Raw genomic sequence first — 24,370 nt, 5'->3', positions numbered from 1 at the left:
TCTGTGACAGCCCATCCTGTCAAGATTCTGTTTGTAGCTTCTGAAGTAGAAAGCTTAGCTAAAACAGGTGGCTTAGCCGACGTTGCTAAAGCCTTACCCCTGGCTCTGAAGGAACATGGCCAAGATGTAAGAATTATCATGCCGTTTTATAAAACGATAAATCGCCATGATGAAGCCGAGAAGATTCTCGACTTAAGCCTTCAAACTAGCCATGGTTGCCAAGATATTGATTACGCAGTCTTCAAGCTAATGCTCGAAGACGTGCCCGTTTACTTAATTCAGCAAAATGACTATTTTGAGCGGGACCAATTATATAGCGAAGGTGAGTTTGCCTACGATGATAACGGCGAACGTTTTACCTTTTTCTCGCGAGCGGTATTTCAAGTAGCGGAAGCGCTTGAGTTCAAGCCAGACATTTTCCACTGTAATGACTGGCATACTGCGCTCATCCCTTACTTGCTCAAGCAAAAGTTTGCTCATCACCCGTTTTTTTGTAACAGCAAATCAATTCTTACTATTCATAACGCAGCCTTCCAAGGCATCTTTGAGAAGCACCAGTTTCAGCTTCTAGAAGGCTTAGCCGATGGTTTAGTGGACCAAATACTCGATGGTTATAACTGCATAAACTTGCTTAAAGCAGGCATTCGCCATGCCGACAAGATTAATGCAGTAAGTCCTAACTACGCCCAAGAGCTACTTACCCGCTTAGGCTCACACGGCCTTTGTGATTATTTTGAGCAGCGCCGCGGCGACTTAGTAGGCATATTAAACGGTTGTGAATACTCAGACTGGGATCCAGCAACCGACAAGTTTATTCCTACCAATTACTCCGCCACAGATATGAGTGGTAAAGCAGTATGTCGCCAAGCGCTTCAAGTTGAAACAGACTTAGCTCAGCTAAACGTACCTATTTTTGGCATGGTGTGTCGCTTAACCGAGCAAAAAGGTTTCTACCTGTTGCTGCCTGCCCTACAACAGTTTTTACGTCACAACGTGCAAGTGGTGATAGTAGGCACTGGTGATAGTGGTATTGTGGCTGAGCTTGAGTCAATGCAAAAACAGTGGCCGGATAAGCTGCGTTTCATTCATGCTTATAGCAATGAATTGGCCCACTTAGTTGAAGCCGGTGCCGACTTCTTCTTAATGCCCTCTTTGTTTGAGCCTTGTGGCTTAAACCAAATGTACAGCCTAGCCTATGGCACCTTACCTATTGTGCGCGGCGTTGGCGGCTTAAGAGACACGGTAAGTGATTATGATGAAGACCCAGAAAATGCCACTGGGCATATCTTCTATGATCCGGAACCAGCCGATTTACTAAATATTTTACGCCGAGCCTTGCTGCTTTATTTAGAACACCCGGAAGAATTTCAAGCAATGCGCCATCGTGCAATGCTATCTCGATTCCATTGGAAAGAGTCGGTTTGGCAGTACGAAGCTTTGTATAATGACGCATTAAATGTGAATCCGGTTCAACATCAATAAGATTAAACAGCCAGAGAGTGGCGGCTCTGGCTTTTCTTATATAACCTGAATGTATACATTTACTTGAGGGAAAAATAATGCGCTTATCAGAGGAAATTCATAATTTTACTGAGTTCCTACTAGGTGAACAGATTCATGCCTTAGAGATCCATAAGCGCTGTGACCTAGATACTCTGCAAGATTTATGTTGCTTGGTACTTAATCGTTTACCACCGCGCTACATTCGCCATGACGTGGATGTGCTAAGCGCTATTAGTGATACAGAGCGGGAGCAACTGGTCGAGAAGACCATAGTTGCGATAGAAGAAAGCCTAAAGTTTTTGGAGCAAGATCGCCGCCAAGCGCCTCGCGATTAGTTACTTCGGTAAACTTAGCTCTAGTTCGATAGACGTACAGCCCTTGGTGCAATATACGCCAGGGGCTTTTTCTTGCCCAGGCAGCACCACAAACAACGGCTGTTTACAGTGTTCACACTGCTTGGCTTTACCCGCCAATACTTGCTTAATGAGGTTTCGCTGCTGAGCATAAGCGTTGGCACTGCGCTTATTGAGTTCTTTAAAATCCGACATAATTAATACTCTTTCGTTACTCTCGCTACTGTAGAGCTTGAGGTCTAGGCTTACAATCTTAAATCGACTTGCTAGGGCTATTTACTAAATACTTCTGCTAAATACTTTTGCAAGTTCTGGCCAAATACACAAGATATCAAACCCAGTAACACTAAGGCAGCACCTGTCCAATCTAAACCATTTAAACTCTCATCGAAAACCACGTTGGCAGTAACCATTCCCACTATTGGTACTAACAAAGCAAAAGGTGTCACGGCAGCGGCACTGTACTTGGCCAGCAAGTGCCCCCAAAGCGCAAAAGCTAATAAAGTAGAAATAAATCCAACGTAAGCTAAGGCCAACCAAGTTGAAGCTTGAGTACTCATTAACAAGTGATAAGGAGTTTGGGTTTCGAACAAATACGAAAAAACCAATAAAGGCAAAGGCGGAATCAAACTCACCCACACCATAAAGTGCAATACATTAACGCCCTTTGCCTGCTTCATAAACAAGTTAGAAACCGCCCAAGACAAGGCTGCAAGAAGTAACAACAGCAAGCTTATCAAGCCGAGGTTTTCTGAACTCAGGGCAAAAAACAGCGCAAAGCCAAGGCTAGATAAACCAATTCCTGCGAACTGATAAATAGTGATTTTTTCTTTAAACCAAATAAAACTGAGCAAAATAGTGAACATCACCTGAGCCTGCAACAGCAAAGAAGACAAACCCGCCGATGCCCCAACCTCCATAGCCACAAACAGTAAACTAAACTTGATCACTCCTAGGAATACCCCCACAGCAACAACATTAAGCAGGGCGGTTTTAGGAAAAGGTACAAAAAACACTGCCGGTATCGCCACAATGGCAAAACGTAAAGCCGAGAACAGCACCGGAGGAAGCTCAGTTAAACCCCACTTAATCACCGAGAAGTTCACTCCCCATATAGTGGCTACGATTAAGGCAAACAGAATATCGACAAGCTTCATAAGATCCATAAATGAAGGCGGGAGTAGCTATTCAGCCTAACCGTAAGTGCTAAAGGCGTCAAAGCGGAATCAGGGAGAATGCTTGTAAGTTGCTTAGCAGCCTTGCGCTGCCAAGCAACTGAATAAACCACTACATGGCGTAGATATAGTAAATTTGCGATTTCATTCGAATAATAATGCCGCGAATAACATCGAGAAAGTTCATGAAGGCAATGGGCTTTTCACCACTAATCCAGGCCAAACCTACTGAGCCAACCGGGATATCGTAGCCCTCAGGCTCGCTAATTTTTAAACGCACGAAGTGATGTTTGTTCATAACATTCATGCCAGTAGTTTGGCGAACCCGATCATCACGCCCAGTGAGGTTGCCTTGTGATTCGCCAGAGGCTTCTACAATCCCTTCAACTTCTGCAACAAATATCTGCCCGGGGTATACCGCTGTCGCAAATTCGGCACTTTGGCCAACCTTAATATTGCGAATAGCTTGGTGATTAACCCGCATCAATACGTATTTTTCATTGGTGTACATTTGCATTCTTGGAACCACGCCCACGTACTGTCCTTCTCGCATAATAAAGTTGGTGACGTAACCGTCGGCTGGTGCATATATTTTGGTGTTATCCAAGTTCCATTGGGCTTTTTTCAAGAGTTGTATCGCAGACATCACCTCCACTTGTTTGCTGTCTACGGCTAGCTCCGCTTTGCTTAAGAGTACTCGTGCTTTGTTGACACTTACTTTAGCTTTCTCTAACTCTGCTTTTAACCGCTCTAGCTCTACTTTTGCAAGCTCTACCTCGGTGTCTTGCTCATCTAAGCGAGACTCGGTTACCGAGTGAGTTAAGGCTTCGTTTTGCTCCAAGTAACGTTGGTAAGTCGATTGCTTTAGCTTAAGGTTCTCCCGCGCTGCTAAAATTTCCTGTTCAGTAATGGCAATATCAGCGGTTTTCTCTGCTAGGTTGGCTTGGTCAATTTTCACTTCTTCGCGAGCCACTGCTAAGGCCACCTCCGACGCATCTAAATCAGCTTGTGCTTTGTTACGTTCTATCACGTAAATGTCGTCATCAATGGTAAACATTAGCTGACCGCTGCGGATCTCTTGATTAGGCTTAATGTGAATGCTATCCACTGTGCCCTTAATCTTGGTAGAAGCAGGACGAACCTGAATATGGGGCGACTGCACTAAAGAGCCTCCCGACAAATCCATGGGTGTATAAGTAATTAAACCCACCCATACAAATAGCAACCAAGTGCCGCCTCCCAGATAAGCAAACAATTTGGAGTACTTATTCCAAGGCATTCCCACTAAGCGCAGCAGATAAATAAACAAAGCCCAAACCGCTAAACCTTCAAGCATTGCTTTGCTCCTCTGGAATAACATCCGCTTCAGAACCAGCGTTTTTGGTGTCGCTCTCTTTCCAAATATCGCGAATTCGGCACAGTGCTTTTTCGCCGTCTACAAAGGCAATAATGACAGCGATAACCCAAACCCAATGCCAAATAAACCCAATCCAGGTGAGCGCGCTAATAAGCCCTAATTGTTGGTGTTTTTTACTGTGTGCTTTATGCAATGGTAATTCGTGAACTTTCCAAAAACCAAAGCCAATGGCAGCAATGGTCCCTAGCAAAACAGTAACAGCCACTACATGTAATGCGGTGTCGGCGGCTCCGCCAACAAATGGCATGCTTACTAAACTCATAGAGCAATCTCTTATCGGTAAACTAAAAATCAAAGCATTGTGCAGTCGAATGTGAGAAGATGCGCAGGCATGGACAGATTCAATCTAATTTGATTGAAAATCGATTCAAAATGTAAACAAGTTGTAGAGAACGGTAATGAAAGAGTTTGATATTGGATTTATTCGGCTTAACTTTATTAAGCCCCTACTCGATGGTTTGAACACCGAGTTTGCGATTAAGCCTAACGATCTCGGCATTCCTTCGGCCTTGCTTGAAGAACCGCTGTCTCTAATCCCCATAAGTTTTGCCAACCGTTGGGTTGAACAAGCTGAGCACTTAAGCCAAGACCCTTTGTTTATGCTTAAACTAGCCCCTTATATTAACTTCGAGAGTGTGCAACTGTTTAACAAGTGGGTTTATTACACACCCGATTTTGTGGTGACGTTTCGGCGTATTAACTATGGCTGCTCACTACTACAATCTGGCTGTTCCTTCAGCGGTTTACAGTCGGGTAATATTGTAAAATGGACCTACAGTAATCCCTATGCAACCCACCAAGCGCGGCTACACGATAGCTTGCGCATGGCTATCATGAAAGTAAACATGTTGCGCTATTACCTAGGGAGCGACTTCTCTCCTTTGCAAGTTTTTCTAACCGGACCTGCTGCCGATCTTAAACGGCTAGAAGCATTTTTTGGCTGCAAAGTTAAACTGAGTAGTGCCCAAACCGAAGTTTGGGTGAATGCTTCGGTCACTCATTTGGACGAAAAGAGCCAGTGGGAAAAACAAGCCCCACTGCGCTTAAGTGACGCGCAATTCGATGAATATATTAATATTCCTCAACCTCACGACATGGTTAAATCGCTTTACTCATTAATAAATTTTTCCCGCTATTACGGACGCCCAAACGTCGAATTTTTGGCCGACTGCCTAAGCATATCGCGCCAGCAACTCCAACGACGCTTATCGGCACATGGCTGGAATTTTTCAGCCATGACCGCCAACGTATTATGTAATGAAGCGGTACAGTATCTATTTAAAGGCTACGACATTAACGACATTGCCCAGCGCTTATCTTACAGCAACGAGCAAAGTTTTTGCCGCGCCTTTAAGCGCCTACGCGGCATGACTCCTTATCAATACATGCAAAAACTTAAGACAAAAACATAAGGTTTATTCTCGCCCCTCTTGGTGCTGTGGCAAGTTATCGCAAATATCAAACCAATTAGCTTTATAGGCCACAAAAATATGGGCGTCTGGTTTTAGTTGTATATCGCAATCAAGCGTCGCCAAACTAAATTCAATAAAACGCCCATCATCGTTAGCGGGTGCAAAACTTAAGCTTGAACCACATTCGCTGCAAAACTGCCTCACGGTGCCATTTTCAGCAGTAAATTTCTTTATATAGTCCTGCCCACTTAACCAACGAAAGTTCTCTGTTTTGGCTTCGCCATATGTTGCAAAGGCAGCGCCATGAAACTTTCTGCACATGCTGCAATGACAACTAGCCATATGAGGCTCTAATTGATCAACTTGGTAACTCACTTTTCCGCACAAGCAACGCCCAGTCATTTTGTTCATGGCAAGCTCCTTAAAAACTATTGAGTAATAACTTACTGCCTTACATCTTAAAACCCTATTTGTTGAGCCGTCAAAAATATGCCAAGATCTGGCCCAGTTACGATGACCAATTCGAATACACTCATTTAAGGACTCCACCTAATGTTGAAGATCATCAACAACAAGGACTTTTCAGACTTTAGCGATAAGGCTAAAGCAGCACCACGCCAGCGCAGCCATCACAACTTACATGAAACCTTAGACGCAGGTGTGCAACGTTTGTTTATCGCCACCGAGCCCGATACCTACATGCGTCCACATCGCCATAGCGAAGCCCACAAATGGGAACTATTTTTGGTGTTAAAAGGCCAGTTAGACTTGTTGATTTTTAATGACCAAGGGAAACTTACCGAGCGCCATAGCCTATCACCGGAGACCAATCGCGCCATCGAAGTGCCACCCAATACTTGGCACGGCTATGCTTGTATGCAAGCTGGCACCGTAGGCTTAGAGATAAAAGAAGGGGCTTATGTGCCAACACCTTCAGAAGATTTTGCCCCTTGGTCACCCGCCGAAGGTGAAGAAGGTGCTGATGCCTACCGCGAATGGATGCGTAGCGCACAGGTGAAATAGCTAGCAGGTGATGTTTAGCTGAGGACAACTCGGCTAAACAAAACATCGAGTATTCTCAAGCGCTTATTCCGTATTGCCGAAAAAGCCGCTAATATCAAAACACTGTCGTTAAATGTCTGATGGAGCAGCCACCACTTAATGCGCCTCTTAGCTGTTGTATTGTTAGTCACCTCTTCCAGCCTTAGCCACTCTCTCGCTGCGGAGACTTCTCTTCCCGAGGCCGAGCAAACACCGCAATCTGTCGCAGAACAGTTTCAACAAGACTACTTTAGCGCTCTCGACTTAGATGAGGATAAAGATTGGATCCAATTAGACTCTGGCGAAGTTGTTCAAGGGGAACTCGAAGAGCTTTATCAAAAAGAAGTACTATTCGATAGTGATGAATTAGACGACCTAAACATTGATATCGACGATATTCAGCGCCTCCGCACAGCCAACTGGTTTCAAGTAAACTTGCGAGGTTTAGGTGTGGTACGCGGCCGCTTAATGGTAGATAAAGATGGCGTTACCATTATTGGCAAAGACACCCATTATGCCTCTCGCCAAGATGTTATTTCGGTGTATCGGGTAGCCGAACGAGAAGCCGATCGCTGGGAAAACAAAGCCACCTTAAGCGCCAACGTTGCCAGCGGTAATACCAACACCTTAGAGATTAATGGCAAGCTTAATAGTGAGCGAAAAACCGCGCTTAACCGCACCATTATTACCTACCTTGGGGTGATTTCAGAATCCAATGACGAAACCACCGCGCGAAACCACAGAATCACTCTCTCTCACGACTTATATAAACATCATGATTGGTTCTTTCGCCCGGTATTGGCTGATTTCTATCATGCACCGCTGAAAAATATAAAACTGCAAAGTCAATTAGCCTCGCAAGTGGGTTACATTGCAGTGGACGACGATGACAAAAAATGGGAGCTGTCTATTGGTCCTTCTTGGCAACAAACTCGCTTTGAGGAAGTGACTGCGGGAAGTTCTAACAAAGAAAGCAGCATGGGTTTGTCCTTTGGTTCTAACTTTGAAATAGACATTACCAAAGACATCGAGCTAACTCACGACTACCAAATGACCTTAGCTCAGAAAAAGACCGGCGGTTACCAACATCACAACCTACTGAGCCTAGCGATTGATATTACTGACGATCTTGACTTAGATGTTGACTTCATTTGGGACTATACCGAGTCACCCACGGCAGACGCCGATGATATAACCCCGGAAAAAAATGACTATCGCTTAGTGATAGGTATTGGTTTAGATTTCTAACAAAAAAGCACCTATTAAGGTGCTTTTATTAGTAGCGAATTATTCAGCCTATTGAGATTTAAATTCACGTCGCCAAGCGTGTAACAACGGTTCGGTATAGCCACTAGGTTGCTCACAACCTTTAAATACTAAATCAAGCGCTGCTTGATAGGCGCAACTGGTAGCGGCATTGCCTGCCATATTCAAGTAGGCAGGGTCTCCACTGTTTTGCTTATCGACCAATGCAGCAATCACTTCAAAACGCTGCTTCACTAGGTCTTCACTGACAATCTTGTGTTTTAACCAGTTTGCCACGTGCTGACTAGAGATACGCAAAGTAGCCCGGTCTTCCATTAAGCCAACGCCATTAATATCTGGCACTTTAGAACAGCCAACTCCCTGCTCTACCCAACGAACAACGTAACCAAGAATACCTTGGATGTTGTTATCTAGTTCAGCGATAAGTTGCTGCTCGGTCCATGCGGTGTCTGCAGCTAATGGTGGAGTGAGTAAGTCGTCCAAGTTACGCTTATCATCACTGCTTAAAGTCTCTAACAACTGGTTTTGAATAGTCGATACATTTACCTGGTGATAATGCATTGCGTGAAGGGTTGCGGCAGTGGGCGACGGCACCCAAGCAGTACTCGCGCCACTTTCTGGGTGGGCTTGTTTAGCCTGCATCATAGCGGCCATCATCTCGGGCATGGCCCACATGCCTTTACCAATTTGCGCTTTGCCGTGCAAGCCGCATGCAAGGCCGGCTTGAACATTATTTAGCTCATAAGCCTTAATCCACAGGCTTTCTTTAATATCACCTTTTGGCACCATAGCGCCAGCCGCCATGCTGGTATGAATTTCATCGCCGGTTCTATCTAAGAAGCCGGTATTAATAAATACCACTCGCTGATTCGCTTCGGCAATACAGGCTTTTAGGTTAACGCTGGTACGGCGCTCTTCATCCATAATGCCGAGTTTGATGGTGTTAGCAGTAAGACCAATTAGCTCTTCAACTGCTGCAAAAATTTGATTACTAAAGGCCACTTCTTCTGGGCCATGCATTTTGGGTTTCACAATGTAAATAGAGCCTTCGCGTGAATTGCGATAAGGGCTATTTCCCAGTAAATCGTGTTTAGCAATTAGGCTGGTGAATACTGCATCAAGCAGACCTTCGGGTACCTCATTACCGTTTGCGTCCATCATCAAGTCGTTGGTCATAAGGTGACCTACGTTACGCACAAACATTAACGAGCGACCACTTAAACTAAAGCCATGCCCCTGAGCATTAATATATTGGCGGTTAGGCGCTAGCTCCCGGGTAATCTGTTTGCCGTTTTTAGTTAAGCTTTCGTTTAATGTTCCGCACATTAAACCTAACCAATTTTTATAAACTTCCACCTTATCTTCGGCATCGACTGCAGCAATAGAATCTTCACAATCCATAATGGTGGTGAGGGCTGATTCCAATACAATGTCTTTTACATTGGCGCTGTCTTGCGCGCCAATTTGGTGTTCTTCATCAAACTGAATTTCAATATGTAGGCCGTGATGTTGCAATAAGATGGCTGAAGGTTGCTCTGCGTCTCCTTGATAACCAGCAAGGTGAGAGGCCTCTTCCAGCGTGGTATTGGAGCCGTCTTTAAGACCAACCAATAAACCGCCAGAAAGCACATTGTATTTGGTGGCATCAGCATGGCTGCCATGAGCTAATGGACAGTGCTCATCTAATAGGGCACGACCATAGGCAATAACCGCTTCGCCACGCACTGGATTATAGGCAGGGCCGGGAGCCAACTCTCCACTTTGCTCAATCACATCGGTGCCATAAAGTGCATCATACAAACTGCCCCAGCGGGCATTTGCTGCATTTAGCGCATAGCGAGCATTCATTACCGGTACCACTAATTGTGGGCCTGCCAATAGGGCGAGTTCGCGATCCACTTTTGATGTGGCAAGACTAACTTGCTCAGGTGCTTTAACAAGGTAATTAATGTCTTCTAGAAACTGCTGATAAGCTTGAGCATCTAGGGGGGCTGGATTCTGCTGATGCCATTGGTCAATTTGGCTTTGTAAGCTATCACGCTTAGCTAACAAGGCTTGGTTTTTAGTAATGAAGTGATCTAAATAGGCTTCTAGCCCTGACCAAAAGTTGTCTTGCTCTACCCCAGAGTTAGGCAAAACATCCTGATTAATAAACTGATAAAGCAAATTCGATACTTGGTAGTGGTCTAGCTGATGATAGCTAGATGCGTTAATAGTCGGTTTACTCATCAAATGTTCCCTTATTTTATAGTTATTATGTGGTTAACGAAGTAGAAACTTCGCTAATTGCTTCATGTTACCCTTAACAATGTTGCAAGCTCGCCGAGTGACTCGACGCGCAATAGATTTCAGATTAGCATCCCATAGTCGGCCAATGATTAACAATTGGCCAAATGTAGCATTTGCAATCATACATCTCTTTGCTAGCATTTTTCAAACACTTGTTTGAACTTGATTCTGACTTGCGTTTTAATCTGTCAATAACACCACGCTAGCACAGCGTATAACCAAAATGGGGCAAGGACTTGCTAAGGTTTATTTCTGCTTACTCTACTCAGCTACTAGCCAGCTGCGTTTTCATCGGCTTTGCTCTGCCCGGCTTATCTAATGCATTACTGCCTTTTTTACCCGCAGTACTGTTTGCTTTAATGCTATTTACCATCGTTAGTTTGAACATCAGAACCCTAATACAAGACTTAGCTCAAATATCCATTTGGCTCTATGCCATTTGGCATACGCTTGGTTTGACCGCTTTGATCATGCTAATTGCCTGGTTTTTCAATGTTAATAGCCAACTCTACTTGGCTATTGCAGCCACTTGCGCCACCGGTTCGCTATTTGCCAGCCCAGCGATAGTGCGCTCGATAGGCTTGGATGCTCAACGCTGTATGGCCATGACCATCGCGTCTACTTTGTTAATGCCTGGCATATTGCTACTTAATAGTCATCTGTTTAGCCACTTTAGTCATAGTGAGCAATTGCAGTTAGATATGCAGGTTTATGGCCAACGCTTAGCAATTTTCATCATATTACCTATTATTATCAGTTTGTTACTGCACAAACTGCTCAAGCAACAACTGATCGACAAAGCCCTTATTCAGATCCGCCCGGTAACCATCGTATTAGTATTTTTTTTCCCCTTAGGCCTAATGGGAGCATTTCGTGAGGTATATGACACCAGCCCTGCGACAGCTCTAGAGTATTTGGCCATTGCCAGTGCGGCCTGTTTAATCGCTTTTGGTGCCAGCTTTTTGTTGTACCTAAATAAAGGAAAAGATCTCGCCATAATTAGTGGTGTCACTGCGACTAACCGTAATGTTTTACTCACCTATAGTATTACCGGTAGCTTTTTAGGGATTGAATACATGATTTACATGGGCGCGATTCAGCTGCCAGTATATTTGCTGCCAATGCTAGTAAAACTGGCTTCACGCTCTCGCTAAACTAGTCTTATAAATAACCCAGCAAGCTAGAGGTAAATATGAGTGAGCATGCCCTAAGCCAACCAGCTATTCACTTAGCCTTAAAACACCTACCAAGTTGGCAGTACCAAAATAACTTTATCGTAAACAGCTACCGCTTTAAGAACTTTGTACAAGCCTTTGAATTTATGGGAAGAGTGGCTGATTACGCCGAGCAGCAAAACCATCATCCAGATTGGAGCAATTGCTATAACAAAGTAGATATTTCGCTTACTACTCACGAATTAGGCGGCGTAAGTGAACGAGACTTTAAATTGGCCACACTTATCGAAGATTTGTACCAACAGTACTATCTCACCAAGTAGACAATTGGTGAGATAGTCATATAGCGCTTAAAGTTTAGCTGCATCTACAGCTTTTATTTCTGGCCAGTTTTGGTTGGCATCAACAATTAGCTCACCGGTGTTTTCTAACCAACGCTGCTGAACCTTTTTGTCCAGGTTGAGGTATAGCTTGCCGTCGACAATTTTCCAAGCGGTTGGATCGGTATCAAACTTTTTCTCCATGGCTACACCAAATGCGCAATAGCCACCATATTGCGGTGCGTATTTAGCGGGATCCGCTTTAAATGCATCGCGATTATCTGCAGATGCAAAGTGATAAATGGCGTTGTTGTGAGTGGCGGTATAACTTCCATTACCTTGAGTTGGCTGGCCGCTTACAAAGTAGGCGACGGGATCATAGCCTTTAATGGCTAAATCGTTGGCGTCTACGCTCATGCCTACATCGGCAGCAAAGCTAAAGCTGCTAACAGCTAGGGCAGAGGCTAGTGCGCTGGTACGAATAAGTGCTTTTAGTGTATTCATTTTCATTCTCCAAATAGTTGTGTGCTAAGCGACAATGAAACAATAACGGCTTGCTCCGGTCTGTTGGGATACAATCGTTCAGCATTTAGTGCAAAAAGTACGGAATAACTAAAATGGACCAACTTTCTGACCTACTCAGACAGTTTTCAATCAGCGCCGGTGTTTTTTATTCAGGGCAGCTATGCGGCTTGTCCGATGTAAGCACGGGGGATGAACTTGTCGGACACATTCATGTATTGCGCTCTGGCAGGCTGAGTATTCAAAGCAAGCAACAACAAATAGAGGTAGTGGCACCCAGCTTAATTTTCTTTCCTAAGCCGCAAGCTCATCGACTTATTGTGGATGACCAACAACCGGCAGAATTAGTGTGCGCGACAATTCAATACGACAATGCCAATCACAGTGCCTTAGCCAATGCCCTGCCCGAGCAAATGGTGCTATCGCTCAGTCAACAAGTTCAATTCGCCCGCACTATTGAATTACTCTTTAGCGAAGCCTTTGAAACAGATCAGGGATCGTTGGTGATTATGGATAAGTTGGTAGAAGTCCTTGTCACCTTATTGCTGCGCCATAGCATTAACCAACAAAGCAAACACTCCGGTTTAATTGCCGGCTTACTGCACCCCAAGTTATCGCAAGCCTTAGCAGCAATGCATAAGCAAGCGGCTTCAAAGCATTCTGTTGAATGGTTAGCAGAGCAAGCGGCTATGTCGCGCACTAGCTTTATCGACACTTTCAAGCAAACCATTGGCTGTTCGCCGGGTGACTATTTAGTGGAATGGAAAATTAACCAAGCGAAGCAGCTGCTAAAGCGAAGAAAACCAATCGCTTGGGTTGCTTCAGAAGTGGGTTATCAAAGTGTATCAGGTTTCACCCGAGCATTTAGGGCCAATACAAATATGTCTCCTAAACAGTGGCTAGATCAGCATAACCCCAACAATTAAGCTGCTAAGCCAATAGCTGCCTAACCTTGCTTTGCAACTTAGGCACTAGTTCTTGCTCAAACCATGGATGCTTAGCAAACCAATGGCGATTGCGTGGTGAAGGATGAGGTAATGGCCAGATGTCTTGGGCAGCGTAATGTTGATAACGAGCAACATTTTCGCTTAGCGTAGTTTTGGAATCGGTTGGCAAATACAAAGCCTGGGCATATTGGCCAATCAACAAAGTGAGCTCAACCTTATTAAGCTGCTCAATGATTTGCTGATGCCAAGTATCAAAGCATAGTTTAGGAGGCGGCAAGTCTCCCTGCTTACCCTTGCCGGGATAACAAAAAGCCGAAGGAACAATTGCCACTAACTCTGAGTTATAAAATGTCTCTGGTTCTAGGCCCAACCACTGACGTAAACGCTTACCACTGGCGTCGTCCCAAGGCACGCCGCTTTTGTGCACTTTAATGCCGGGAGCCTGACCAATAATCAATATCTTAGATTGAGCGCTAGCCTGCACTACTGGGCGTGGCTCAAGCTGTTTTTCACACAAACGACAATTGCTTACTCTCTCCAGCAATTGGGCTAGGATTTCTGAGCTATCTCCACTGATCATCGAGTCGTGCATTAGGGACAAGGGATCCTAAACTGTTCACCCAATTCTTGAATTCGCTGCTCTAACTGATCAGACATCAACACTTTAGTACTACTTAAGTTTTCTTTTAGTTGCTCAAGGTTCGTGGCGCCAATAATATTGGAACCTATAAAGCTACGCTTGTTAACAAATGCTAGGGCCAACTGGGCGGGGCTAAGTTCAAACTCCTGGGCTAAATCAACATAATGCTGAATCGCTTGTTGAGCTTCTGCACCATAGCGAGCAAAACGCTTATATAAGGTGAGGCGTGCGCCTTCGGGCCATTGATCATTCAAATACTTTCCTGTAAGCGCACCAAAAGCTAGTGGGGAATAGGCTAATAAAGGAATATTCTCGCGATGTGACACTTCTGCTAAAGCAACCTCAAAGCTACGATTAAGTAAATTGTAAGGGTTCTGGATCGAGACGATCTTTGGCAAGTTATGCTTCTCTGCTAAATGGACATAGCGCATTGCCCCCCAGGGTGTTTCATTAGAGATCCCCAGATAGCGAACCTTTCCTGAATTAACAAGATCAGCTAAAGCTTCAAGCGTTTCTATAATAGGTGTTTGATCAGCACCTTCTTTATGCTGGTAATTTAGCTGGCCAAAAAAATTGCTTGCGCGGTCTGGCCAATGAACTTGGTAAAGATCAAGGTAATCGGTTTGCAATCTATTTAAAGAGTCTTCTAGCGCTTGATGAATGCCATTCCACGTAAGCCGCATATCTTGGCGGATATAACCCCCGCGATCGGATTTAGAAGGCGCAGCAACCTTTGAGGCTAAGATCAATTCATCTCTGCATTTTCTGCGAGTTAAGTAATAACCAATGATGGTCTCAGTGTCGCCTTGAGTACTTTGCTGAGGAGGTACTGGATACATTTCAGCAGTATCAATAAAATTAACCCCATGTGCCAAAGCGTAATCAAGTTGATCAAACGCTTGATCTTGAGAATTTTGCTCACCCCAAGTCATTGTTCCCAAGCAAATTTCGCTCACTCTTAAATTTGACTCTCCTAATTGACGATATTTCATCACTCAATCCTCATAAGGTCAGACAATTTATTGTTAAGGTTAAAAACAATTAGCAGCAAAAACTGAGCATTTTTAAGGCAAAAACCTGCAGCAATTGGAGCTAAGTCTATTTTTCTTTAAAATTTAACACCATATTGGTGATCTAGTTGCTACTTCTTTAATGTTTTTTTAGTTATTATGGGCTCATGCGACTTAAACAAGTTAATGGAGTAATTGTGCAAAGAGCATCCATATTTATATTACTTTTCTGGTGTATTAGTACAGTTGCTAGTGCAGATAGTGTAACTGTTCACTACAAGAGCACTAATAACAACTATGACGGCTGGGGTTTACACATCTGGGCTGGTGAAGAAATGGTGAACGGAAAACAAGTTGGTGCGAGAACCGACTTCCGTTTGCGTAAAGGGACCACCCCTGGTGATCCGCTAATGCCAAGCAAGTTTGACGACTTCGGCGTAGCCTTTACCATTCCAGTGCGTAAAGATGCTAAGCAGTTTTCATACACGTTAACTAATGGTGAACTTCACCATATGAACGTGGAAGAATGGAAGTGGATTAAAAGCAAACATGGTTTAGAGATTTGGATTGTAGAAAAAGATCCAAAGATTTATACCGGTGTGCCTAGACAATTTGCTAAGAATACTAAAACTCAAACAGCAAAAACCACCACTACTTCAGCTAAGCCTAAAGCAGTTCTGCCACCGCCAGTGCCAAAAGCTAAGGCAACAACCACTACGGCCAAGGTTGCACCTAAGCCTAAGCCAAAACCGGTTGCCAAGAGCACAGGCCCAAGCCCAGAAATGACGCGTACTTTGAATTTGCTTAAGAACGATTTAAGTAAAAAGAATAAGACCATTAACAAGCTTCAGTCTGCTCTTAACGACACGCAAAAAATCAACCAGCGTTTGCAAAGCGACTTAAACAGCAAGTTGATTGATTACCAAGCTTTATTGCAACTTAACGACAAAGTAAGCAACGAGAACCGCACATTAACTGCGTCTAACCAAAGCTTATATGCTCAAGTTGAACAAGCCGGTAGCAGTAATGCAGAAGCTCAATTATTAGAGCGAAACCAACAGCTTGAAAAGCAACTCGCTGGTGTTAATGAGCAAGTGCTAGGTTTACAGAAAACCATTGCTGAAAACACGGGTAACTCTGAGCAGCAAAAACAACTGCAAGATCAGTTTAACCAAATGCAAACTCAGCGAGACGAACTACGTGCTGACAACAATAAGCTAAGTGCTCACATCGTTGAATTAGTTCAACGTTCTGAGAATGCTGGTCAAGCGCAAGAATCAGGCATTGCCTGGTGGTTATTCGGCGCAGTAGTTGCGGTACTAGTGGTGTTAATTGGTCTAGTCTTCTTGGCAACCACCAAGCGCTACAAAGATCTTCAGTTAGATATGGAAGATGCGCTTAAACGTAAAGAAGAAGAAATTAAAACCGAGAAGATTTACGCTGCAGCAGCAAATGAGAAGCTACGTAAGGTACTTCACGGTGAAGCTCAGCAACGCAGTTGGGCGCCAGTACCAGATGGCTTACCTGAGAATCTCAAAAAAGATACTGCATAAAATTACAAGGCCAGCTCAGCTGGCCTTTTCTTTATCCTCAATAAAATTTAGCCATTGAGCTATCCCTCAGTTTTCCTTAGCATCGTCTTTAGTCACTCATTCGTGAAAGAGGCTTTTGTGGAACTACATATATTCGATTTAGATGAAACACTGATCGCCGGAGACAGCGGCGTGCTATGGCATCAATTTCTAGTAAAAGAAGGAGTGGTTACCCAAGCGGGATTTCTGGAGCAAGACGCGGCGATGATGCAGCAATATGCCTTAGGTGAACTTGCTTTAGAGCAATACATAACTTTCAGTTTAAAACCGATAAAACACCTTAGTAGTAAACAAATTGACCGACTAGTGAGTCACTTTGTTCAACAGCAAGTGAATTCTATCGTCTATCCACAAGGCCAAACACTCATCTCTCAGTTAAAGCAAAACCATGATGTATTGATCATCTCTGCAACGGTCAGTTTTATCGTTAGTCAGGTTGCACAACTACTGGGAGTTGAACATCATTTGGGGGTTGATTTAGAGGCTAAGCAGGGTAAATACACTGAACAAATACAAGGCGTTGCCAGCTTTCGTGAAGGTAAAGTTACGCGGCTTAAGCAGTGGCTCTCTGACCAGTCTAAACAATACTCTTCAATCAGTTTTTATTCCGACTCAATTAACGACCAGCCCTTACTGGAGTATGCAGACAATGCCTACACGGTTAACCCCTGCCCTAGGCTTAAACAGCTTGCGTCAGAACGGAATTGGACTCAGTTTAGTTGGCAGCTATACTAAAACAAAAAACGAGAGCCTAGGCTCTCGTTTTTACATCTCTTGGAAGCAACTTTTACATTTGGCTTTGTAAGTAATTCTCTAAGCCAATTTTCTTGATTAATCCTAGTTGCTGCTCTAACCAGTAAGCATGATCCATCTCGGTATCATCAATCAGAGTTTGCAACATGTTACGGCTTACATAATCTTGCTTAAGCTCACAAAGGGCCATTGCTTCTTTTAATAAGGCATCAACCTCGTACTCAACTTTTAAGTCATTCTCAAGCATGCTTGGCACATCACTGCCAATACGCAAAGGATCACGCTTACTTAAGTCAGGCGTACCCTCTAAGAACAAAATGCGCTGAATAAGCAACGAGGCATGACCTTTCTCGTCATCAAACTCATGGTCGATACGCTCATATAATTTATTTAGGCCCCAGTCTTCATACATACGTGAATGGATAAAGTACTGATCCATTGCCGTTAGTTCATTCATTAACAGGCGGTTTAGCGCATCAATAACTTCATTATTACCTTTCATTAGTCATCTCCTTCGGTAATTTGAGCAGCTAAATAATTTTCTAGGCCCATTTTTTCAATTTGATACTGCTGAGTTTCAATCCAATCAATATGGTCTTCTTCATAATCTAAAATTTCTTCTAACAAATCTCGACTGACAAAGTCTTTAGCCTGTTCACAATCGGCAATCGCTTGTTTGATGATTGGTAATTGTTCCAGCTGGAAGTCCATATCACATTGCAGCATTTCCTCGGTAGCTTCACCAATGCGCAATACACCTAACATGTGTGCATGAGGCAAACCTTCAAGGAACAAGATTCGCTCCATTAATTTGTCGGCTTGCTTCATATCCTTAATCGATTTTTTGTAATTGCGCTCATTAAGCGCTTCTAGGCCCCAGTTTTTATACATTCTGGCATGTAAAAAATACTGATTAATCGAAGTAAGTTCTGAAACTAACACCTTATTTAACAAAGCAATTATATTTGGTTCGGCTTTCATTACTGCGCTCCAAGCTGCCAATTTTAGGTATCGAAAAAGTATACACCCTAACTAAGCACGCTGCATATTATATTTACATTTCATTAACTTACGATAAAGATAATAAAAACCGTTATCATTTACATTTGAATTTAGAGTCCAGTTCTACACCAAAACTAAAATCGAATTGCCGATCACACTCTCCAGCGATTGTGCAAAAAAACAGCGCTCAATATTGATCTAAAACAAATCCAAAAATTCAGCCTTTGCTCAATATTTAGTATAATTGCTCTGAATCGAACCCCAGGGATGGCTAAACTCAAGTGAGGTCATTATGTTCTTTGGATTCTTAAAAACACTCTCAAAAGCTAGCCTTATTGCAATCTCAGTATTTGTCATATTGCTTTGTCTAAAGCTGTCATCACAGTTCGCTATAGGTCTTTTCCAAGCAGCGCTTTAATCAGCCGCAAACTAGTGACGACTCAGCTCTAAAGGCCCTAATTGGCGCATTTGTTGGCGAATCCACGAGACTCGCTGGCTCATAAATGCGCTTTTAGGATTTATCGAGTAACGGTAGGGGCTTGGCAGCAAGGCGGCCAAGCTAGCTGCCTGATGAGCACTGAGTTGTTCTGATGATAGATTAAAGTAATGCTGGCTAGCAGCCTCTACCCCATAAATACCAGGACCAAACTCAGCAATATTGAGATAGAGTTCTAATATTCTTGATTTGGATAGATTTAACTCTAGCAAACCTGCAAAGCCGACTTCTACAGCCTTTCGCCAATAGCTTTGACTAGGCCATAACCACAAATTCTTGGCAGTTTGTTGAGTAATAGTACTCCCACCTCTTAATCGCCCACCTTCTCGATTGCTTTTATAAGCTCTCCAGATAGCCAAAAAATCTACGCCATAGTGTGCTAAAAAGCGCTGATCTTCTGCAGCAACCACCGCCAAGGGCATTGACTTGTTGATGCTAGTTAATGCTACCCACTGGTGTTCAATTTGCTCAGGGTAAGAAGTGGGAGGGAACCAAGCAAGGTGTATGCGCCAAGACCAAATTGGTGGATCAATCCAACGTAAGGCTAACACCATCAACTCAGCAAGCAGAGCAAGTAGCAAAAAGCCCTTCAATAAATAGAGGCTGAAACGTTTAATCAACGAGCTAATCAATCATATTTGTGATGTTTCAACCTTAAAATAAGCTAGGCTTTATTGCCAGCTTCACAGCTCTGTTTAACCACCTCTGCTAAATCGCCACGAGAAAAGAAGTAATGTACAAACAAACCTAAGCTTAAGCCCCAAAACGCGCTGGCAATACCAAACAAGTTGAGCGATGAAGCCGTAACCAAAAAAGTAATGGCGGCCGCCTCTCTGCCCTTTGAGCTAGCTAAGGCAGTAGATAAACTGTTTGCTATGGTGCTTATCAGCGCTAATCCAGCAATAGCAACCACCAACTCTTGAGGAAAAGCGGCAAACAAACTCACTACCGTTGCTCCCATCAAGCCCACCAATAGATAAAAGACGCCTGCCCAAATAGAAGCATAATAACGTTTACTGGGATCTTCATCGGCCTCTTTACCCATGCAAATTGCAGCAGTAATGGCCGACAAATTAAAGGCAAAGCCTCCAAATGGCGCTAACAGCAATCCAGCGATACCTGTCCAAGAGATTAGTGGAGAAATAGCCGGCCGATATCCATTGCCATGCAAAGCAGCGATACCGGGCATATTTTGTGAGGCCATGGTAACCACAAACAAGGGTAAACCCACTCCTAACATTGCTTGCCATGAGAACGACGGGCTAATCCACACCGGCATGGCTAGCTCTAAAGTCACCGAAGATAGCTCTAATAAACCTAAGCTATAGGCTGCTGCAATGCCTACCAATAAGGTAAGCAGCATAACGTAGCGTGGTGCATACAATTTGCCAATTAAGTAGCAAGCCACCATGCTGGCTACCAATATCAATTGGCTCTCTAGAGATTGAAATAACTGCAAACTAAATTGCAATAACACCCCTGCCAACATCGCGGAGGCGACTGATTGTGGGATCCAGCGGATCAGTTTATCCATCAAACCGCTTAATCCAATCAAGGTGATCAATAGAGAGCTAAACAAAAACGCACCAATGGCTTGGTTAACCGAGAGACCGGATAAACTAGTCACCAGCAAGGCTGCTCCAGGCGTAGACCAAGCAGTAAGGATCGGCTTTTTGTGATACCAAGAAAAACCGATACTAGTCGCACCCATTCCAATACCCAAAGCCCACAACCATGAACTAATTTGCTGCTCGCTTGCTCCTGCCGAAGCAGCAGCTTGAAACACAATAACTGCTGAGCTGGTATAACCCACTAATACTGCGATAAATCCAGCCGACACTCGTGATATTACAAACCAGTCACGCATAGCTACTCCTTGGCTTAACGGTAAACTCACCCATATTTTTGTGCGCTATAACGCACGAACTAGACAAGCCTAGCACTTGTGCGTTATAACGTACAAGACTATTTTTTCAACAAGTAGGTTATTTTTGCAGGCCTTAAATCAGTATCTCGCGGCGGCTCTCAAGCAGCAGCGCAAACACAAGCAGTGGAGCTTAGATACCGCAGCCAATAAAACTGGCGTGAGTAAAGCCATGTTAGGACAAATAGAGCGTGGTGAATCCAGCCCTACTATTGCCACACTGTGGAAGATAGCAGGAGGGTTTAATACTTCCTTATCAACTTTTTTAGAGCCAGAACTCGCTGAACAAGCTCAACCAGAAATTCGCAGCGCTGATCAACTCCGACAACAACCAGCCAGCGATGACATGTTGGTCGCGATTCTATTCCCCTATGATGAAAAGTACGGCTTTGAGATGTACGAACTCACCTTGCTAGAGAACTATCAACGAGTATCAGAGCCCCATGAATTAGGAGTAAGCGAACATGTGATTGTGACTAGTGGGGAGATGGAAGTTTTGGCAAACGGGCAATGGAATAAACTCAGCCAAGGGCAAGCTTTGCGCTTTGCTGGCGATAAACCACACGGTTATAGAAACTTAAACGAGCAAGCGGCAGTGTTTCATTGTTTAATTCACTATTCGCGCAGTAAACCTCAGCAGAGCTAAACCCAAGGTTTTAAACGAAAAAAGCCTGCTAAATTTAGCAGGCTTTTTAAATGTGGTGCCCGGAGGCGGAATCGAACCACCGACACGAGGATTTTCAATCCTCTGCTCTACCGACTGAGCTATCCGGGCAACGGCGGCTATTAAACGTTTTTAGCCGAAACAAGTCAACCGCTTTTTCTCAATTAAAGTTCGAGTGCTTACAAAGCGAACAAACTAAATAAAAAACCAGCAATTCCAATCAGGCCTTTATCCACAATAGCTTCAAGCACTAATCACTCGCGTTGACTTGCTCAGTATTTTTTGTATCTTCACTCAGTTAAGCAACTATGACGGAAGTGACATACTCAACGACGCAGCCCATTTAAACCTGTCGCCAATCAGCGACAGAATTTAGCGCTTTATTTACAACAACTTAAATAAACTATCAAAAAGCATGACTAAGTCGACAGTTGACCTTACAAAACTTGCCTATAAGCAATGATTGTTATAATGTAACGCTCAAATTTTGTGGGTGTATTTCACTCATCAGTTAAATTCTATTTCGGTAAAGCATGTCTACAGCCAATTATATACAACGTGTCAGTGATTACTGTAGCCAAAATAAGCTTAAGTTCACGCCAAATCGTGCAGCAGTGTTGGCTATTCTTCATCAGCATCAACAAGCACTTAGCGCTTACGATATTTTGGCAAAGCTGCAACAGCAGCAACAAAATACTAAGCCACCCACGGTATATCGCGCTTTAGATTTTTTGCTGCAATATCACTTCATTCAACATATTGAATCAAGTAGCCGTTACATAATAGGCCACCAACATGCCCCGTTTACTCCGCAACCCTTGCTTATTTGCACCGACTGTAAATCGGTCACTCAAATAAGCTTATCTAAGTCATTAAAGATTGAATTAGACCAGTTTGCCGGGCAGCAGGGCTTTAGGCTGCATTCACAAAGTTACGAACTCCAAGGTCTTTGCTCAAGTTGCCAACAAGGGCAAGTATCGTGAATAGCAGCACGGTCCAGCAAAAGTCACTCACTAATATCAATACAATAACAGCTGCGTTAAGACAGCGTTTATTAGGTAAAAGATTGTATGTTTAACAGTAAAACTCGTTTGTTTGGTCGCCCTAGCAGGCTTCCCAATAAACATTGGCAGCTCATTATCGCCTGCGGAGCACTGGTAGGTATTGCCAGTATTTGGCCTAGCCCCAAACAAGTAAGTAGCACCAGCCGCCAGCTAATCGAACTGCCGCAAAACGACTTTAAGGCAGAGTCCGACGGCATCACATTTAGCCTGGCCAGTAGCTCTAATGAAGCCATCGATATGGTAAAACAGAATACTCAAGCTGAACCCAGTGCCGAGCAGTTTAGACAAGCAGCTGAATCGCCAGTAGTGGAACAACAAAACAAAAGTGAACCAGCACTCGCTGCTGCAAAGCCAGAGCCTGAACAAGCTGAAGTTATAGGCGAGCGTAGCTATCAATACACTATTGAGAAAGGCGATACCTTAGGTAAAATTTTCACCCGTTTTAACATAGACCAAACCACTATGTATCAAGTGCTAGAAGCCGATATTTCGGTACTAGCTTTAGATACCTTAAGTCCTGGTCATGATCTTACCTTTACCATCGACCACGACAACCAACAGCTATTAGCCTTACAACTTGCCTTTAACCCGGCGCAAAAAATCATATTTAAGCGTGTAGATGCAAGCAGCTTCGAATACGAAACCATTAATATTGAAGGGCAATGGCAAAAACAAGCCATAGCGGGCACCATTGAAGGTAGCTTTTACGTATCTGCCCGTAAAGCCGGCTTAAGCCCAAGCGAAGTCGAGCAAGTGGCGCAAATGTTTAAAGACAAACTGCGTTTTTCTCGTGACTTTAGAGCGGGCGATGTATTTCAAGTAGTGCGAAACCGCCAGTATATTGATGACGAACTAACTGGCCAAAGTGAAATTAGTGCGGTGCGCATTTTTAACCGCGGCAACGAATACAGCGCCTACTTGTTCAGCAATGGTAACTACTATGACAAAGATGGCGAAAGCCTAGCGCGCGCCTTTATGCGTGTACCACTAAAAGGGGCTCATCGCGTTACCTCTGGTTTTAATCCACGTCGCAAACACCCAATTACCGGGCGCATTTCACCACATAATGGTGCCGATTTTGGCCTTGCCATTGGTACCCCAGTATTGGCTGCTGGTGATGGCGTAGTAACTCGAGTAGAAAACCACCCTTATGCGGGTAAGTACATCGTGATTCAACACGGCGGTAAATATCGCTCTCGCTATCTACATTTAAACAAGTTTAAAGTTCGCAAAGGGCAGCGAGTGACTCGCGGGCAAGTGATTGCAGACTCCGGCAATACCGGCCGTTCAACGGGTCCGCACCTGCATTACGAGTTCCACATTAATGGCCGAGCGGTTAACCCAATGACCGCAAAAATCCCCCTAGCCTCTGCCATTGATAAGCAGGAGCGCGCCGAGTTCAACCAGCTGGTTAGCAATATGAATAATTTGATTGCAGCTGGCTAAGTCACTTCGCTAACCCTTTAAAAACGGACCTTAAATGGTCCGTTTTACTTTTCTTTACGTTTTATTACAGATTGCTGGCAATCAAAGACCGCTATTCGCGGTCTAATAAAGTGTACAGCTTGTTAGGGGTATTCTATGAACCGACTTACATTGGTGTTGTTGCTGCTTATTCCAGTGTTGCTCTCAATCTCTATTGCTAGCCAATTACACAAAGGGGTAGCACTAAATTCATCACTATTTTCTTCGCAAACTGATTTGCCAGAAAGCCAAAACTCTAAACCACTATTACTGCGCAAGGGTAATAGTTAAATAGCGATTTAGCATTCAAGCTATTGAATAGCTCACCTGCGACTAAGACC

Annotated in this window: 27 protein-coding genes and 1 tRNA gene; 14 read left to right on the top strand and 14 right to left on the bottom strand. The window is 43.9% G+C overall.

What is annotated here, in order from left to right:
* Positions 1 to 3: 3 nt before the first annotated feature.
* Positions 4 to 1,482, top strand: a complete 1,479-nt coding sequence (gene glgA / locus G6R11_RS01415) for a glycogen synthase GlgA (protein ID WP_163130723.1) — start codon at positions 4 to 6, stop codon at positions 1,480 to 1,482.
* Between the two features lie 77 nt (positions 1,483 to 1,559).
* Positions 1,560 to 1,838 carry a late competence development ComFB family protein gene (locus G6R11_RS01410; RefSeq protein WP_163130720.1) on the top strand — a complete coding sequence of 93 codons (279 nt, stop codon included), beginning with the start codon at positions 1,560 to 1,562 and terminating at the stop codon, positions 1,836 to 1,838.
* Here the strand turns inward: G6R11_RS01410 and G6R11_RS01405 are convergent, their stop codons facing one another.
* From G6R11_RS01405 to G6R11_RS01390, 4 genes are all read right to left on the bottom strand, one after another.
* Positions 1,839 to 2,051: a hypothetical protein gene (locus G6R11_RS01405; protein ID WP_163130717.1), complete on the bottom strand. Its 213-nt coding sequence runs from the start codon at positions 2,049 to 2,051 to the stop codon at positions 1,839 to 1,841.
* Between the two features lie 77 nt (positions 2,052 to 2,128).
* Positions 2,129 to 3,013, bottom strand: a complete 885-nt coding sequence (locus G6R11_RS01400) for an EamA family transporter (RefSeq protein WP_163130714.1) — start codon at positions 3,011 to 3,013, stop codon at positions 2,129 to 2,131.
* A 130-nt stretch (positions 3,014 to 3,143) separates the two neighbouring features.
* Complete coding sequence (locus tag G6R11_RS01395) at positions 3,144 to 4,367, bottom strand: HlyD family secretion protein (RefSeq protein WP_163130711.1); 1,224 nt, start codon at positions 4,365 to 4,367, stop codon at positions 3,144 to 3,146.
* A complete protein-coding gene (locus G6R11_RS01390) occupies positions 4,360 to 4,710 on the bottom strand; it encodes an MFS transporter (protein ID WP_163130708.1) in 351 nt (116 codons plus the stop codon). Before G6R11_RS01390 ends, G6R11_RS01395 begins: the two co-directional genes overlap by 8 nt.
* A 136-nt stretch (positions 4,711 to 4,846) precedes the next feature.
* Between G6R11_RS01390 and G6R11_RS01385 the strand changes: the two genes are divergently transcribed.
* Entirely contained in the window at positions 4,847 to 5,860 is a 1,014-nt protein-coding gene (locus tag G6R11_RS01385) for an AraC family transcriptional regulator (protein WP_163130705.1), read from the top strand.
* Positions 5,861 to 5,863: 3 nt separating this feature from the next.
* On the opposite strand, the gene G6R11_RS01380 is transcribed toward G6R11_RS01385, so the two are convergent.
* Positions 5,864 to 6,271 carry a GFA family protein gene (locus G6R11_RS01380; protein WP_163130702.1) on the bottom strand — a complete coding sequence of 136 codons (408 nt, stop codon included), beginning with the start codon at positions 6,269 to 6,271 and terminating at the stop codon, positions 5,864 to 5,866.
* A gap of 141 nt (positions 6,272 to 6,412) precedes the next feature.
* Between G6R11_RS01380 and G6R11_RS01375 the strand changes: the two genes are divergently transcribed.
* Together G6R11_RS01375 and G6R11_RS01370 are read left to right on the top strand one after the other, a co-directional pair.
* The gene (locus tag G6R11_RS01375) at positions 6,413 to 6,883 is read left to right on the top strand and encodes a WbuC family cupin fold metalloprotein (RefSeq protein WP_163130699.1); all 471 of its coding nucleotides are present in this window, start codon (positions 6,413 to 6,415) and stop codon (positions 6,881 to 6,883) included.
* Between the two features lie 138 nt (positions 6,884 to 7,021).
* Positions 7,022 to 8,149 (top strand): DUF481 domain-containing protein, encoded by a 1,128-nt coding sequence (locus G6R11_RS01370; protein WP_163130696.1) that lies wholly within the window; start codon positions 7,022 to 7,024, stop codon positions 8,147 to 8,149.
* A 48-nt stretch (positions 8,150 to 8,197) separates the two neighbouring features.
* On the opposite strand, the gene G6R11_RS01365 is transcribed toward G6R11_RS01370, so the two are convergent.
* Positions 8,198 to 10,396 carry a malate synthase G gene (locus G6R11_RS01365; protein ID WP_163130694.1) on the bottom strand — a complete coding sequence of 733 codons (2,199 nt, stop codon included), beginning with the start codon at positions 10,394 to 10,396 and terminating at the stop codon, positions 8,198 to 8,200.
* 296 nt (positions 10,397 to 10,692) lie between these two features.
* Between G6R11_RS01365 and G6R11_RS01360 the strand changes: the two genes are divergently transcribed.
* Together G6R11_RS01360 and G6R11_RS01355 are read left to right on the top strand one after the other, a co-directional pair.
* Entirely contained in the window at positions 10,693 to 11,610 is a 918-nt protein-coding gene (locus G6R11_RS01360) for a hypothetical protein (RefSeq protein WP_205472532.1), read from the top strand.
* A gap of 38 nt (positions 11,611 to 11,648) precedes the next feature.
* On the top strand, positions 11,649 to 11,954 hold the full coding sequence (locus G6R11_RS01355) for a 4a-hydroxytetrahydrobiopterin dehydratase (RefSeq protein ID WP_016402935.1): 306 nt from the start codon (positions 11,649 to 11,651) through the stop codon (positions 11,952 to 11,954).
* Between the two features lie 27 nt (positions 11,955 to 11,981).
* Here G6R11_RS01355 and G6R11_RS01350 read toward each other — a convergent pair whose 3' ends face one another.
* Entirely contained in the window at positions 11,982 to 12,461 is a 480-nt protein-coding gene (locus G6R11_RS01350) for a YHS domain-containing (seleno)protein (protein ID WP_370525609.1), read from the bottom strand.
* Positions 12,462 to 12,568: 107 nt separating this feature from the next.
* On the opposite strand from G6R11_RS01350, the gene G6R11_RS01345 reads away from it, so the two are divergent.
* Positions 12,569 to 13,399 (top strand): AraC family transcriptional regulator, encoded by an 831-nt coding sequence (locus G6R11_RS01345; protein ID WP_163130688.1) that lies wholly within the window; start codon positions 12,569 to 12,571, stop codon positions 13,397 to 13,399.
* 4 nt (positions 13,400 to 13,403) lie between these two features.
* On the opposite strand, the gene G6R11_RS01340 is transcribed toward G6R11_RS01345, so the two are convergent.
* The gene (locus tag G6R11_RS01340) at positions 13,404 to 14,012 is read right to left on the bottom strand and encodes a uracil-DNA glycosylase family protein (RefSeq protein ID WP_163130685.1); all 609 of its coding nucleotides are present in this window, start codon (positions 14,010 to 14,012) and stop codon (positions 13,404 to 13,406) included.
* A complete protein-coding gene (locus G6R11_RS01335) occupies positions 14,012 to 15,052 on the bottom strand; it encodes an NADP(H)-dependent aldo-keto reductase (protein WP_163130682.1) in 1,041 nt (346 codons plus the stop codon). The genes G6R11_RS01340 and G6R11_RS01335 overlap by 1 nt, the downstream gene beginning before the upstream one ends.
* Before the next feature lie 215 nt (positions 15,053 to 15,267).
* Between G6R11_RS01335 and G6R11_RS01330 the strand changes: the two genes are divergently transcribed.
* Together G6R11_RS01330 and G6R11_RS01325 are read left to right on the top strand one after the other, a co-directional pair.
* Positions 15,268 to 16,623 (top strand): pullulanase-associated domain-containing protein, encoded by a 1,356-nt coding sequence (locus G6R11_RS01330; RefSeq protein ID WP_163130679.1) that lies wholly within the window; start codon positions 15,268 to 15,270, stop codon positions 16,621 to 16,623.
* A 117-nt stretch (positions 16,624 to 16,740) separates the two neighbouring features.
* Positions 16,741 to 17,397: an HAD family phosphatase gene (locus G6R11_RS01325; protein ID WP_163130676.1), complete on the top strand. Its 657-nt coding sequence runs from the start codon at positions 16,741 to 16,743 to the stop codon at positions 17,395 to 17,397.
* A 52-nt stretch (positions 17,398 to 17,449) separates the two neighbouring features.
* Here the strand turns inward: G6R11_RS01325 and bfr (G6R11_RS01320) are convergent, their stop codons facing one another.
* The 4 genes from bfr (G6R11_RS01320) to G6R11_RS01305 form a co-directional block, all read right to left on the bottom strand.
* Positions 17,450 to 17,917, bottom strand: coding sequence for a bacterioferritin (gene bfr / locus G6R11_RS01320; RefSeq protein ID WP_163130673.1), 468 nt, complete (start codon positions 17,915 to 17,917; stop codon positions 17,450 to 17,452).
* Entirely contained in the window at positions 17,917 to 18,396 is a 480-nt protein-coding gene (gene bfr / locus G6R11_RS01315) for a bacterioferritin (RefSeq protein ID WP_163130670.1), read from the bottom strand. Before bfr (G6R11_RS01315) ends, bfr (G6R11_RS01320) begins: the two co-directional genes overlap by 1 nt.
* Positions 18,397 to 18,846: 450 nt before the next feature.
* Positions 18,847 to 19,533, bottom strand: coding sequence for a monofunctional biosynthetic peptidoglycan transglycosylase (gene mtgA, locus G6R11_RS01310; protein ID WP_240352374.1), 687 nt, complete (start codon positions 19,531 to 19,533; stop codon positions 18,847 to 18,849).
* Positions 19,534 to 19,577: 44 nt separating this feature from the next.
* Positions 19,578 to 20,780 (bottom strand): benzoate/H(+) symporter BenE family transporter, encoded by a 1,203-nt coding sequence (locus G6R11_RS01305; RefSeq protein ID WP_163130664.1) that lies wholly within the window; start codon positions 20,778 to 20,780, stop codon positions 19,578 to 19,580.
* A gap of 124 nt (positions 20,781 to 20,904) precedes the next feature.
* On the opposite strand from G6R11_RS01305, the gene G6R11_RS01300 reads away from it, so the two are divergent.
* The gene (locus tag G6R11_RS01300) at positions 20,905 to 21,483 is read left to right on the top strand and encodes a helix-turn-helix domain-containing protein (RefSeq protein WP_163130662.1); all 579 of its coding nucleotides are present in this window, start codon (positions 20,905 to 20,907) and stop codon (positions 21,481 to 21,483) included.
* A gap of 53 nt (positions 21,484 to 21,536) precedes the next feature.
* Here G6R11_RS01300 and G6R11_RS01295 read toward each other — a convergent pair.
* Positions 21,537 to 21,612, bottom strand: a tRNA-Phe gene (locus G6R11_RS01295).
* A 422-nt stretch (positions 21,613 to 22,034) separates the two neighbouring features.
* Between G6R11_RS01295 and G6R11_RS01290 the strand changes: the two genes are divergently transcribed.
* The 3 genes from G6R11_RS01290 (at position 22,035) to G6R11_RS01280 (ending at position 24,320) form a co-directional block, all read left to right on the top strand.
* Complete coding sequence (locus G6R11_RS01290; RefSeq protein WP_163130659.1) at positions 22,035 to 22,484, top strand: Fur family transcriptional regulator; 450 nt, start codon at positions 22,035 to 22,037, stop codon at positions 22,482 to 22,484.
* A gap of 87 nt (positions 22,485 to 22,571) precedes the next feature.
* Positions 22,572 to 24,011 (top strand): peptidoglycan DD-metalloendopeptidase family protein, encoded by a 1,440-nt coding sequence (locus tag G6R11_RS01285; protein WP_163130656.1) that lies wholly within the window; start codon positions 22,572 to 22,574, stop codon positions 24,009 to 24,011.
* A gap of 135 nt (positions 24,012 to 24,146) precedes the next feature.
* The gene (locus G6R11_RS01280; protein ID WP_163130653.1) at positions 24,147 to 24,320 is read left to right on the top strand and encodes a hypothetical protein; all 174 of its coding nucleotides are present in this window, start codon (positions 24,147 to 24,149) and stop codon (positions 24,318 to 24,320) included.
* Positions 24,321 to 24,370 lie beyond the last annotated feature (50 nt).

This window comes from Agarivorans sp. Alg241-V36, from assembly GCF_900537085.1.
Taxonomy (GTDB): domain Bacteria; phylum Pseudomonadota; class Gammaproteobacteria; order Enterobacterales; family Celerinatantimonadaceae; genus Agarivorans.
The sequence above is the reverse complement of the archived record's forward strand: the minus strand, read 5'-3'. Positions and strand labels throughout refer to the sequence as shown.